The organism is Psychrobacter sp. CAM01, assembly GCF_032842965.1.
GTDB classification, from domain to species: Bacteria; Pseudomonadota; Gammaproteobacteria; order Pseudomonadales; family Moraxellaceae; genus Psychrobacter; species Psychrobacter celer.
In genome coordinates this window covers 757320-770409 of record NZ_JAWJBL010000008.1, presented here as the reverse complement: position 1 = coordinate 770409, position 13090 = coordinate 757320, and the positions used below count along the sequence as shown (strand labels likewise).

The window sequence follows — 13090 nt, the reverse complement described above, 5'->3', positions numbered from 1 at the left end:
TACTGAGCATTGACCCGTCACGATTGAGGCTCTACAGTGTGCTCATAATAGGGCACATCCTCACTTATTTGCGTTGGATGAATAGTCTATAATAAATGTACAATGCTATCTGCTGCCAGCTTGCGATACGCAGTCATACCAGTAGCAATCTGTATACCAGTGTACTTTTTTATTCAAGTCTGATGGTCTTGAATCATACCTTGCACTCTCATTAACGGCTTATGTGACTTATGAAATTTGCTTTATCGGCTCTCTCTATTGCTATAATGACGGTGACTCTAATGAGTGCATCGATAGTTACCCATGCAAACACAGACACTCATGTAAACCCTATGCCAGCGCCTAGCCACGCCAGCTCTCAAGATGAGATGCCAGCCGTCGCCGTCACGCAAATCGTTGAGGCAGAGGATAGCGCGGCGCATATTCAGGCAACCGACGACATCCGCATCGCACACAGTGCGATGCGTCATGACAATAGGCGTGCCACACAGCCCTTAAGTACGCTTATCGACCCCATCACACACAAGACAGTGGACAACAGCTATGCGCTAGATGTGTCTAGTTTTTTGAGCCTTGAGCAAGCACAAGATATCTTATTGCAAGTCTCACCCAAGATCGCGGCCAATGATGCAGCCATCGCCGCCAGTGAATACCAAACCGACGCTCTCAAAACCTTAGACAACCCACTGGTGTTTGCGCGCGTCTCAGCCAGTGCCTACCACGTCGATGAGGATATCGATTTGTCTTCACTCAGAAGCGGTATTGTCAATGAGATCAATAACAGCGTCGATGGCATTGTCCCGTCGCCTGTCCCAGATTTGCCAAACTTCGGTGAGCTCGTTGGCGAACGCCTGCCGGACTCTTATGATTTTAAGCGCTCAGGCGAGACGACCAGCGCTGGCCTAGGCGTGGCGTGGCCCATCTATACCGCCGGACGCACCGCAGCTCTAACGGGAGCCTCCCGCGCCCGTACCCAAGAAGCACTCGCAGACAGCATACTGGATAAAAACGCACTATATAACACATTAATCGAGCGGTATTTTAAAGCGCAGCTTGCCATCATTGCCGCCTATTTGCGCGACGATGCTTATGACACGTTAAAACAGACCGACCATATGGCAGAGCGCTTGTATGAAGAAGGCTTTATCTCTCATGTCGATAGACTAGAGGCACAGTCGGCGCTGGCAGATGCCAAAAGCGAAGCTGTCAAAGCCAACAACGATGCTCGCCTTGCGATGATTGCATTACAAAGACTGCTACGCACTGACTACCGTATCAAGCCCACTACGCCATTGTTTGTCTCCAGCCGCCCGTTGCCTGATGTCAGCTACTTTCAGGACTTAGCGCTCAACAATCACCCAGGACTGCAAAAAGTTGCGGCCAAGCGCGCGCAGGCGCAGCAGCTACATGCCTTGTCCGATACAGGCTACAAGCCGACGGTCATGCTGTATGGCTACGGGCAAGTTGAAAAAGACCCAAGCTGGGTCGCTGGTATCTCTGCCAGCTGGAAGCTGTGGGGCGGACTCGACAAAACCGCATCACTGGCCTCTAGTAGCGCGCAGATTCGTCAAGCCGACTTGTCTGAGATCGAAGTCAGTGACAACTTACTCCTGCTGGTCGAAAAAAACTGGCATGATGTCAATAATGCCCAAGCACGCTATCAAGCTCTACAAAGCAATGTAGATCTGGCCGCAGAGGTGCTGCGCTTGCGCCGTTTGGGGTTACAAGAAGGTGTCAATACCACGATAGAGGTGGTACAAGCACAAACGCAAGCGCTCAAAGCCCGTACCGAGCAGGCACAAGCAGCTCATGACTATGTACAAGCACTGGCCGCCCTGATGCAAAGCTGCGGCACACCGTTAGCATTCAATGCTTACCTCAATGCCGCTGACATTCAATTGCCGACTTTATATACTCAGCAATAAAAAAACACAGCGAAAAAATCACAATGATTTAAGCAAGCTACCGTCATTTACTTAACATGGCTGATAGAGACACCTAACCTTAACCTTTAGTGTGAATGATTGTTTTATGAAAAATCTGACTGCTACCTCGACCCGCAATTGGCGACAGACGTTACTAGAGACGTGGCGTATTGCCAATACCTCAAACGTTTGGGCACACTGCGCAAGCGTCGGTTATTTTGGTTTTTTGTCGATTTTTCCGGTCATGGCTGTATTTGTGCTGCTATACGGCTTGGCGTTTTCGCCCGCCGAGATGCAAGAGCAGATATCACTGCTACGCCCCTTTATACCTGATACGGTATATGACGTCTTAGATTCGCGCCTAAGCGATCTGGTTTCTAACACTGCCTCCACCCTCACTTTTGGCCTGACTGTTTCAGCCTTACTTGCTTTATATGCAGGTTCCAAAGGGGTTAAGTCATTAATCATTCTTATCAACCTGGCCTTTCACATCAGCCAAGAGCGCGGTTTTATTCAAGGCACCATACGCGCCCTTGGTTTGACCTTGGCGGCAGTGGTGGTTTTGATTATAGCCATATCCTCTATCGCGATTATTCCTGTCGCCGCCGCTTATCTGCCCTTCCCGCAAGTCGCCAAGATAGTGGCGCTTTGGAGCAGATGGCCGATACTGGCAGGCATTATATTTTTATGCTTTTTGGGTTTATACCGATTAGCGCCCAATCGGGACGCGGTCGCGCTAAAAAAACTGGTGCCAGGTGCGCTGATAGCGACCGTCCTTTGGATTGTGCTGTCGATATTGTTTTCGCTGTATGTGCAAAACTTTAATAATTATAGCGCTGAGTTTGGCGTGCTTTCGGCTGCTGTGGTCATTATGCTATGGCTGTATTATTCAGCGTTTATCGTCGCCTTTGGTGCTATTTTTAACGCTGAGACGATCGAAAACGCCAAGCCTTATGCAGTTCGTGTGTATTAATATCCTCTTTGTTTTCAACTTTGTTGCTTTAGGACTCTCACCGTCATGACTGAATTTCCAAACGAATCAGACGACTCACGCAAACTCCCTGATTCTGATGAATCAGCGCGGCCTCATGATGCACAGACGCCAACGGAGTCTGTAAAAGAGACGCCTGATGACAGCCCAGCACTAGCTGCGGCCGATTATTATCGCGGTACGCTAAAGTCAGACAATGCAGCCATGCGAAAAAAAGCCCTACTGGCTGGTGTGGCACTTATCATCATTGCTGTCATTGCCTATGGCCTATACAAAAGCACCGAGCAAAGTGAGCCGCAGCTTGTGACGCTGCAAGGACAGATGCAAATGCAGCAAACGTCTATCGCCGCAAAGGTACCAGGGCGCATCGCTCAAATCTTAGTTACCGAAGGCGATGACGTCACACCCGGCCAGCAGCTGATTGAAATGGACTCGCCTGAGATCAACGCCAAGATCGCTCAAGCGCGGGCAGGCAAACAAATGGCCCAAAGCCAATTGGATAAAGCCGAAAACGGCGCGCGCCCGCAAGAGATTGCGCAGGCAAAAGCGGCATGGCAGGCCAACAAAGCTGCCTCTGATTTGGCAAAAAACACCTATCAGCGTGTCAACCGCCTTTATGAAGAAGGGTTGATGGCACGGCAAAAACGCGATGAGGCTTATGCGCAGTATCTGGCCACCCAAGATCAGACCGAAGCGGCGCGGCTGCAGTATGACTTGGCACTAGAAGGTGCGCGCAGTGAGGATAAATCAGCGGCCACCGCACAAGTAGCACAGGTTGATGCCCAGCTTGACGAGGCTTTGGTCGCAAAAGAAGAAGCCAATCTTAAAAGTCCGATTGCTGGTATCGTTGATAATGTCATCGTAAGCGCAGGCGAAGTCGTCGGTCAAGGGGTGCCAATCTTGACGCTGGTCAACACCGACGATCAGTGGGTGGTGCTCAATGTCACCGAGTCGCATCTCAATCAATTTGCCATCGGTCAAGTGTTTACAGGCACCATCCCAGCGCTATCTTCTGCCGGCAAGCCCTACAAAAAACAGTTTACCGTTTATGCCACCTCGACCCTCTCCGACTTTGCCACATGGCGACCGACCAATAACGATGATGGTTTTGATGTGCGCACCTTTGAGGTCAAGGCTCGCCCGACTGTGCCCGATGCCCGTATCCGCTCCGGCATGAGTGTCATCGTACCTATCGACCCAACCACCATGAGCCAAGAGTAAGCCATGCGCCTAACTCAGCTAAGTGAGGCTTTTATACGTAGCGCCGCCTATGAGCGGCGGTTTTTGCGCAAAAACCCATGGGATTTGACCATGGTGGTATGGATTCCCTTGCTCACCGTCTTGCTGATTTGGTGGATATTTTCGCAGACTCAGATTACCAACCTGCCTATTGGGGTCATTGATCAAGACAATGGCCCAGTGGCCAATACCGCCGTGCGCTATCTTGATGCCAGCCCAACGCTGAGCGTCAGACAGATGTATTATTCAGCCGCAGAGGCAGAAGCGGCTATTTTGCAGCGTGATATCTACGCTGTTGTCATCATTCCTGAAGACTTCTCGCGCAATATCTTATCGAGCAAATCCGCACCGCTTATTTTACAAGTCAATGCCCAGTATGGCACACACTCAGGTATTATTCAGACTGGTGTGCAGGCGGTCGCAGGTACTCTGTCGGCAGGCGTTGAGATTCAGCGTTTGATCAAACAAGGCATGGCACCATCACAAGCGGCTATCGCCTATTCGCCAATCAGCATACAACGCATCAGTCTGTTTAATGCCGCCACCGACTATCAGCAGTTTTTGGCCTCTACCGTGATACCAGCGCTATTACACATACTGGCCATGGTCATCGGTGCCACGACCATCGGCCGTGAGCTACGAGATAAGCAGCTTGGCCGTTGGTATGGTTTTATCGCCTCTGCTCAGGCTTATGACAATATTAGTGGCAGTATTGGTGCCAATGTGAATAATAATGTAGCTGATAACACAGTGCAAAAGATAGCCGCGCTCAGTCAACCTGCAGTTAAGCTGCCAAATAGTGCCGCTAAGGACAACACCAATCAAAAACCTGTATCTACGCTGCCGAGCGTGCACATGGGTGTTTTGCTTTTTGGGTTGTTGGGCAAGTACTTTTGGCCGATGCTGGCTTATGGCCTCTGGTCTATCTTGGCGCTGTGGCTGGCCACGCCGCAGGAGTCCGTAGCGAGCAGCGCTGTTTTTGCCACTTATCTTGGCCTGCTGCTTTTGATGATGCTATCGTTTTGGCTGGGCGCTATTTTTACTTTAGGCTCTTTTTCGTTACGTATGGGTTTGTCTGCCACTGGCTTTATCTCCGCGCCTTCGTATGCCTTTGCTGGCGTGACTTTTCCTTATATTGCCATCAGTGACAGTGCCAAGCATTGGTCAGATGCCCTGCCACTTACCCATTATCTTAAGCTACATATCGCGCAGATGCAGATGCAAGCGCCTGTTGCCATCTCCCTGCCGATACTCTACGGCCTTACCATCGCCACTGTCGTCGCTATGATGCTGACTACCCTACTCACCAAACGCGCACTGGCACATCCTGAGCGCTGGGGAGCACGCTAATGCCGCCATTATCAACAAACCATAACGCTAAAGGCACCCAGCCGCAGCCGCCAGCGCAAGGCTTTTTTGCAAGCTTTTTTCAGACCCTAACAGACGTCTTTACGGACAAAGGTATTGTATTGATGCTGATTATTGCCCCCATTGTTTATGGCTTTTTTTATCCGTGGCCGTACTCATCGGAGGTCGTCAATCATGTGCCAGTCGGTATCATTGATAAAGACAACAGCGACTTATCACGCACCATCGTTCGTTATGCCAGTGCCAGCCCGCAGCTCGACACCAGACGGTTTTTAGACGAACAAAGCGCTAAGGAAGCCATTTGGGCAGATGAGATTGCAGGCTATATGGTGATCCCAAGTGGGCTTGAGCAAAACGTGCTGTCGGGTAAAGCAGCTAGTGTCAGTGTTCTTGGTAATGGCGGTTATTTTTTGCTCAACAAAAACGTGCAGATGGGATTTTTAAAAGCGGTTAGCACGGTCTCCGCTGGTGTCAAAATCAAAAAGAGTGTCGCGCAAGGTGCCTATGCTCCGACAGCTGCCCAAAACGCACAGGCCGTACCGCTACAGATTGTCCCGCTATACAACCAGACAGAAGGCTATGGCGCTTATGTGGTGCCCGCCGTTTCTATTATCATCTTGCAGCAAACACTACTCATGGCCACTGCCATGCTCATTGGTACTTGGTATGAGCAGCGGCGGCATCAGACCAGCATCAGCGGCTGGCTTGGGCGTATCACAGCGCTTAGTGCACTGAGCTTTTTGATCGGCTGCTTTTATTATGGCTGGGCGTTTGAGCTACATCACTACCCACGTGGGCAAAATATGCTCGGCAGCCTGCTGTTTCTTTTACTGTTTTGTCCTACGGTGGCGACACTGGGCTGCCTGCTAGGGCTTTGGTTTCGTCAGCGTGAGCGCAGCATGCAGATTTTGATTTTTAGCTCATTGCCGATGTTTTTTGTCAGCGGCTACCCATGGCCTGCCGACCAGCTGCCTACTTTCTTACAAATAGTGCGCTGGTTTATTCCGACCACGCCCGCCATCAATACCTCAGTCCAGCTAAACCAAATGGGCGCGAGTATCTCTCAGGTCGCGACTGGTTTTTATGCGCTAGCGGCCTTATGGGCGCTATATTTTGCGCTACTCATGTGGCTTCGCTGGTATAATACGCCAAAGCGTAGGCAAATCTCTTAGCGGCTCGGCTCGTTTAAAAGCTTTCTAGTCTAAAAGACAGCTCATCTAAAAAAAGCGCCTGCTTATGATTAGCAGGCGCTTTTTTATTTGGCTGAACAGCGCGCGTCATTCTTAAAAAACGCGGTTTAGTCCATTTAATGCAGCCACGCGATACGCTTCAGCCATCGTTGGATAGTTAAAGGTAGTATTTACAAAGTATTCAAGGGTGTTGTTGCTCTTGCACTTCATCACCGCTTGACCGATATGGATAATCTCTGAGGCGTGATTGCCGTAGCAATGAATACCCAAAATCTCCAGCGTGTCACGGTGGAATAATATCTTTAATACACCAGAGCGCTCGCCGATGATCTGTGCCCGCGCTAGATGTTTAAAGAATGCTTGGCCTACTTCATAAGGGACTTTTTCGTCCGTCAGCTCTTGTTCTGTCTTACCGATACAAGAGATTTCAGGAATGGTATAGATACCAGTCGGTACACTTGATACAGGCTCTGCATCACTATCACCGACCATAAAGGCTGCCGCACAGCGCCCTTGGTCATAAGCGGCAGAAGCCAGAGACGGCCAGCCAATCACATCGCCGGCGGCATAGATATTTTCGACTTCAGTACAGTAAGTATCATCAACTTTTAGCTGACCTCGGCTATTGGCTTCAAGACCGATGGCCTCTAGATTTAGGCCTTCTGTATTGCCTGAACGGCCATTGGACCACAAGATCGCGTCCGACTTGATGCGTTTGCCGCTCTTTAGGTGCAAGACCACATAATCGTCATGGGTTTCTAAATAGTCAATCTCTTCATTACTACGGATCAGAACGCCAAACTGCCTAAAGTCATGGGCAATCGCATCGCTAATTTCACTATCTAAATAGCTCAGTAGCTGGTTTTGGTTATTGATTAAGTCAACTTTATAGCCAAGGCCGGTAAAGATAGAAGCATACTCACAGCCGATAACCCCTGCGCCATAGATGATGATTTTTTTGACGACATAGTCCATCTGCAAGATTTTGTCAGAGTCAAACACCCGTGGATGGTCAAAGTCGAGAATATCTGGGCGATAAGGACGGCTACCGACGGTGATGATGGCTTTATTAAAAGTTACAGTCTCAAAGATATTGTCATCGGTTTCGACGCGCAGAGTATGGGTATCGACGAAACTTGCCCAGCCATGAATCACTTCGATACGGTTGCGCTCATAAAAGCGCGTATGAGTATTGACTTGCCGGCGAATCACTTGACGCGCTTTGGCCAGCACTTCATTGAGCGGGACTTGCTTGTATTCCATCGCTTTGGTAAACATAGGATCACGGCGAAAGTTGATCAAGTTAAACACCGATTGACGCAGCGCTTTACTCGGTATGGTGCCGACGTGCGTTGAGTTACCACCGACCTGCTCACGCGGATCAATCACCGCCACCTTTTTGCCCGCTTTGGTCAGTTTCATGGCCGCCGCTTCACCAGCAGGACCCGCCCCTAGCACCACCACATCATACTCATACTGATGCTTATCGCCCTTTAGACGACGCGAGTCTTTGGTAAAACCAGTTTGGATATCGATACGAGTATCATCGAGCGGATTGACCAAGTCAGGATGATGCATGATGTCTTCGGTGACTTGCTCGTGGGTTTGCTCGATTTTCTCTTTTCTACCTTTACCTTTGGTGTGTTCAGGGTTTGGTATGGGCGCGCTTTGTTTGTTAGATACTTCGGTATGGGTATCTTCACCAACATCGTTGGTCGCATCGCTTGGTTTTTTACTTCCCATTATGTCCTCTTTATATATTAATGTATGTATCGTATCGCCCATGAAGCAGCATCATGGATCTTCTCATTATCATAGCTCTAATCATAGGTCTAAGGGGTGCCTACCATACGTTGAGATAGGATATTTTGCAACGTCCAATGACCTGTCAGACGTTGTTGCCCCTCGTCGATCTGTGGCCGTACACTGATGACGTATTCGGTGCCAAGGCTTGGCGCAAAGTCATCAATCCAGTCATAAGGAATCTGAAACACACTGCCATCTTTGCTTGATTTGGCCAGCAAGCATTGCATCGGTAGCGCTGAGGCGCAGGCGACACGATTGGGCATAATAGTGAGCGTTTGAGCGTCACCGAGCACAATACTCGGAATATAACGCGGCTCAGGCACAGGCTCACGAGCAAATGGCGACGTCTGGCAGGCACTCAATAGCGTCGCGGCGCTAATGACGCTTGCCAATAATAAAGGCGTTTTTTTGGCTTGATAAAGTGAACGCATAATCTTCTCTATATAAAATGACCGTTTGATAAAGACAGTATGATAAATCTGGAGGTATAAAATGTGAGCGCTCAGCATTCTAACCGATGCGGCGTTTTAGCCCCGTCATCTGCAAGATACGCGTAGCAATCTCTTCTACCGACATCTCAGAGACATCGAGGCTTGGGATACCATGAGTGATATAAATACCTTGTATGGCGCGCTGCTCTTGCTGGCACTGCTGATAGCTCGAATAACGGCTGCCCGCGCGGCGCTCTTGGCGAATCTTGACCAAGCGATCGGTATCAATCAGTAAACCAAACAGCTTGTCTTTGTGTTCGCGCAGGGCTTTTGGTAATTGATTGTCATACAGATCATCTTCGGTCAATGGATAATTGGCGGCGCGAATACCGAATTGTAACGCAAGATATAGTGACGTCGGTGTTTTGCCCGAGCGTGATACCCCTACCAAGATAATATCGGCAGCATTATAATGACGGGTGCGCGCCCCATCATCATTATCTAATGCAAAGTGCACCGCGTCGATACGCTCTTTATACGTCTCGGAGTCGACATCATCATGGGCGTGGCCTGAATGACCATCTGGCTCTACCCCAGTCTCTTCTGCAACGCGGCCGATCAGCCCCTCATACATATCCAAGTTACAGCTGTGCGCTGAATTGATTGTTTCACGAATCTCAGGGCTCACGATGGTATCAAACACCAATGGCAGCAAACCATCACGCTGATAAGCCATGTTGATTTGCTCAACTGCATCCTCAGCACGCTCTAGGCTATCAACATAAGGCAATACTCTGGTCTCAAAAGGAACCGAGGCAAACTGACTTAAGATCGCGCGGCCCAGCGTCTCCGCCGTAATCGCCGTACCATCTGAGATAAAAAACGCGGTTCTGATGGCCTGAGAGCTGTCCAAGTTTAGCGCGTGACGGTTTTGAATGGTGGGCTTGACTTGTTCAGCTGGATTGCTTGAGTACATGCGTGGATACCTCGGTTGAAAACTCATCGATTGAAAACTCAATAGGAGTCTTCATCTAATTTTTGTCTATTATATGGCGTTATCTAATATGTTGTCTGATATGTAGCATCTGGATCTTTACTATACATACCGTGCACGGCTGAGCGCTCAGTTTTGCTGCTGTATATTATACGCATAATAGAAGTCTAATAGAAATCAATGTTACAGGCGTACACTTATCACCAACATCCATGCCGGTACAAAGGCTGAGCGCTGCAAAGGCGATCAAATAGCCGCGCCACACCTCCTAAAAACCAGCCATGTTATGTGGTTTTTGAAGCGACAGGCTTTATAAAACATCCATCGATGGCTTTAGTGGTTATCATTGTTGGTAGTTTTGGTAAAATCAGTCGAAACGGTGGGCACTTGAAGATATCAGAAGATATCAATAAACGGATTGTTTTCTTAGATTTTTTGGACACAGATCGACCTTTATAAGAGCTGCTTTTATAGCGTCATCATAAATTATGTAGCAAATCCGACAATTTGTATCTTTTTCACAAGTTTTTTAGGTCAACCCCTCGAAATTCTGCAAATATAGCGGTATAATTCACCGTTATAATCTTTACTAAATAACCTTATTTTCTGGAGTTATCATGGCAGCGCAATCTACAGCACTTGTAATCAATCTAGATCAGTTAGGAAAAGACGACATCGACATGGTCGGTGGTAAAAACGCCTCACTCGGCGAGATGATCAGCCACCTATCTGATTTAGGCGTTAGTGTTCCAGGCGGTTTTGCGACGACTTCCAATGCGTTCAATCGTTTTTTGACCGAAACAGGCTTGCTCGATAAGATCAACAACGAGCTAAAAGCCTTAGACGTCAACGATGTCAACAAACTTGCTGCCACTGGTAAAAAAATCCGTACTTGGATCATTGAGCAAGCGCTGCCAAGCGACCTTGAGCAAGAAGTACGCAAGTCGTTTGAAGCCATGAGCGGCGGCGAAGACATCGCAGTTGCGGTACGCTCTTCTGCGACTGCTGAAGATTTGCCAGATGCGTCATTTGCCGGTCAACAAGAGACTTTCTTGAACATTCGCGGTATTGATAACGTCCTAATCGCTATTAAAGAAGTATTTGCCTCTTTATATAACGACCGTGCAATCTCTTATCGCGTACACAAAGGTTTTGAGCACGAAGGCGTGGCATTATCGGCTGCTGTACAGCGTATGGTACGCTCAGAAACGGGTGCTGCAGGCGTGATGTTTACCCTTGATACCGAAAGTGGTTTTGATCAAGTGGTCTTTATCACCTCAAGTTATGGCCTAGGTGAAATGGTCGTACAGGGCGCGGTGAACCCAGACGAATTCTACATTTCTAAAAAATTACTTGCCAATGGTAAGCCTGCGGTAATCCGCCGTAACCTCGGTAGCAAGCATAAGAAAATGGTCTATGGCGATGAAGGCAGCACGTCAAAATCAGTGAAGACCGTTGATGTTGAAAAACAAGATCGCATGCAGTTCTCACTCACCACAGAAGAGCTAACCTCACTTGCCAAGCAAGCGGTCACCATCGAGCAGCATTATGGCCAAGCGATGGATATCGAGTGGGCGAAAGACGGTGACAGCGGTGAAATCTTCATCGTACAGGCGCGCCCTGAGACCGTCAAAAGCCGCCAAGACAGCAATGTCATGGAGCGTTATGTCATCGATACCACTGATGCCAAAGTACTGTGCGAAGGTCGTTCAATCGGTCAGCGTATCGGCTCAGGTAAAGTACGCATCGTCACCAACCTAAACGAGATGGACAAAGTAGAAGAAGGCGACATATTAGTCTCTGATATGACGGATCCAGATTGGGAACCGGTCATGAAACGCGCCTCTGCGATCATCACCAACCGCGGTGGCCGTACCTGTCACGCGGCTATCATTGCTCGTGAGCTAGGTGTACCAGCGATTGTTGGTTGTGGTAACGCCACTGAGCTATTGGTCGACGGTCAAGACGTCACCGCCTCTTGTGCCGAAGGCGACACAGGCTTTATCTACGAAGGTCAGATCGACTTTGAAGTACAAACCAACTCTGTCGAGACCATGCCAGAGCTAGCATTTAAAGTGATGATGAACGTCGGCAACCCAGACCGCGCCTTCTCATTTACCCAAATGCCAAATGAAGGTATCGGCCTTGCCCGTCTTGAGTTTATTATCAACCGTATGATTGGTGTGCATCCAAAAGCGCTACTAAACATGAATAGCTTGCCACGCGAAATCTCACAAGCCATTCATGAGCGTATCGCAGGCTATGCCTCACCTGTCGATTTTTATGTTGATAAATTGGTCGAAGGTATCTCAACCCTAGCGGTTGCCTTTATGGACCAGCCTGTCATCGTTCGTATGTCTGACTTTAAATCAAACGAATATGCCAACCTATTGGGTGGTAAGCTATACGAGCCATCAGAAGAAAACCCAATGCTAGGCTTCCGCGGTGCCAGCCGTTACGTGTCTGACAACTTCCGCGACTGCTTTGAGCTTGAGTGTAAAGCACTAAAACGTGTCCGCGACGAGATGGGCTTGACCAACGTTGAGATCATGATTCCATTCGTTCGTACCACTGACGAAGCACGTCAAGTCATCGAACTGCTTGAGAAAAATGGCCTAAAACGCGGCGAGAATGGTCTACGCGTCATCATGATGTGTGAGCTACCGACCAACGCTCTATTGGCAGAAGAATTCCTTGAGCATTTCGATGGTTTCTCAATCGGCTCTAATGACTTGACTCAGCTAACGCTCGGTCTTGACCGTGACTCAGGTATCGTCTCTCACTTATTTGATGAGCGCGACCCTGCGGTTAAGAAACTGTTGACCATGGCTATCGAAGCTTGCCGTAAGCAAAACAAGTACGTCGGCATCTGTGGTCAAGGTCCATCTGACCATCCAGATCTAGCATTCTGGCTCATGGAACAAGGCATCAGCTCTGTGTCACTAAACCCTGACTCAGTGCTAGACACTTGGTTCTTCTTAGCTGGTGAAGACAAAAAATAAGCCGTTACATTAAGTCACGACGGTGATTGACACAGTCATTACAAGTACTACTTTTAGGGTCTATTTGATTTTTTCAAATAGACCCTAATATAATGTGAGACAAGTAGTGGCTTAAAAACAGTGACTTAATATTTGACTAACTAT

At 48.7% G+C, this 13090-nt stretch carries 9 protein-coding genes; 6 read left to right on the top strand and 3 right to left on the bottom strand.

Going from position 1 to position 13090, the window contains the following annotated elements; genetic code table 11:
- Window positions 1-281 precede the first annotated feature (281 nt).
- The 5 genes from R0I52_RS06965 to R0I52_RS06945 all read left to right on the top strand — a co-directional run bounded on the left by R0I52_RS06965 (window position 282) and on the right by R0I52_RS06945 (window position 6695).
- On the top strand, window positions 282-1925 hold the full coding sequence (locus R0I52_RS06965) for a TolC family protein (RefSeq protein ID WP_317053715.1): 1644 nt from the start codon (window positions 282-284) through the stop codon (window positions 1923-1925).
- A 106-nt stretch (window positions 1926-2031) separates the two neighbouring features.
- On the top strand, window positions 2032-2898 hold the full coding sequence (locus R0I52_RS06960) for a YihY/virulence factor BrkB family protein (RefSeq protein WP_317053714.1): 867 nt from the start codon (window positions 2032-2034) through the stop codon (window positions 2896-2898).
- Window positions 2899-2943: 45 nt separating this feature from the next.
- Entirely contained in the window at window positions 2944-4137 is a 1194-nt protein-coding gene (locus R0I52_RS06955) for an HlyD family secretion protein (protein WP_317053713.1), read from the top strand.
- Between the two features lie 3 nt (window positions 4138-4140).
- Window positions 4141-5505, top strand: a complete 1365-nt coding sequence (locus R0I52_RS06950; RefSeq protein ID WP_317053712.1) for an ABC transporter permease — start codon at window positions 4141-4143, stop codon at window positions 5503-5505.
- Window positions 5505-6695, top strand: coding sequence for an ABC transporter permease (locus R0I52_RS06945; RefSeq protein ID WP_317053711.1), 1191 nt, complete (start codon window positions 5505-5507; stop codon window positions 6693-6695). The genes R0I52_RS06950 and R0I52_RS06945 overlap by 1 nt, the downstream gene beginning before the upstream one ends.
- Before the next feature lie 111 nt (window positions 6696-6806).
- Here R0I52_RS06945 and sthA read toward each other — a convergent pair whose 3' ends face one another.
- From sthA to R0I52_RS06930, 3 genes are all read right to left on the bottom strand, one after another.
- Window positions 6807-8456, bottom strand: coding sequence for a Si-specific NAD(P)(+) transhydrogenase (gene sthA / locus R0I52_RS06940; RefSeq protein WP_317053710.1), 1650 nt, complete (start codon window positions 8454-8456; stop codon window positions 6807-6809).
- 89 nt (window positions 8457-8545) lie between these two features.
- Window positions 8546-8950, bottom strand: a complete 405-nt coding sequence (locus R0I52_RS06935) for a DUF4377 domain-containing protein (protein WP_100749539.1) — start codon at window positions 8948-8950, stop codon at window positions 8546-8548.
- Window positions 8951-9029: 79 nt separating this feature from the next.
- On the bottom strand, window positions 9030-9926 hold the full coding sequence (locus R0I52_RS06930; protein WP_075102151.1) for a pyruvate, water dikinase regulatory protein: 897 nt from the start codon (window positions 9924-9926) through the stop codon (window positions 9030-9032).
- Between the two features lie 635 nt (window positions 9927-10561).
- Here R0I52_RS06930 and ppsA point away from each other — a divergent pair.
- The gene (gene ppsA / locus R0I52_RS06925) at window positions 10562-12946 is read left to right on the top strand and encodes a phosphoenolpyruvate synthase (RefSeq protein ID WP_105246241.1); all 2385 of its coding nucleotides are present in this window, start codon (window positions 10562-10564) and stop codon (window positions 12944-12946) included.
- Window positions 12947-13090 lie beyond the last annotated feature (144 nt).

Excerpts from the sequence above, each read along its gene's own strand:
- R0I52_RS06945 (WP_317053711.1), top strand. The coding sequence starts at position 5,505 with ATGCCGCCATTATCAACAAACCATAACGCTAAAGGCACCCAGCCGCAG.
- R0I52_RS06930 (WP_075102151.1), bottom strand. The coding sequence starts at position 9,926 with ATGTACTCAAGCAATCCAGCTGAACAAGTCAAGCCCACCATTCAAAAC.
- sthA (WP_317053710.1), bottom strand. The coding sequence starts at position 8,456 with ATGGGAAGTAAAAAACCAAGCGATGCGACCAACGATGTTGGTGAAGAT.
- R0I52_RS06960 (WP_317053714.1), top strand. The coding sequence starts at position 2,032 with ATGAAAAATCTGACTGCTACCTCGACCCGCAATTGGCGACAGACGTTA.
- R0I52_RS06965 (WP_317053715.1), top strand. The coding sequence starts at position 282 with ATGAGTGCATCGATAGTTACCCATGCAAACACAGACACTCATGTAAAC.
- ppsA (WP_105246241.1), top strand. The coding sequence starts at position 10,562 with ATGGCAGCGCAATCTACAGCACTTGTAATCAATCTAGATCAGTTAGGA.
- R0I52_RS06955 (WP_317053713.1), top strand. The coding sequence starts at position 2,944 with ATGACTGAATTTCCAAACGAATCAGACGACTCACGCAAACTCCCTGAT.
- R0I52_RS06950 (WP_317053712.1), top strand. The coding sequence starts at position 4,141 with ATGCGCCTAACTCAGCTAAGTGAGGCTTTTATACGTAGCGCCGCCTAT.
- R0I52_RS06935 (WP_100749539.1), bottom strand. The coding sequence starts at position 8,950 with ATGCGTTCACTTTATCAAGCCAAAAAAACGCCTTTATTATTGGCAAGC.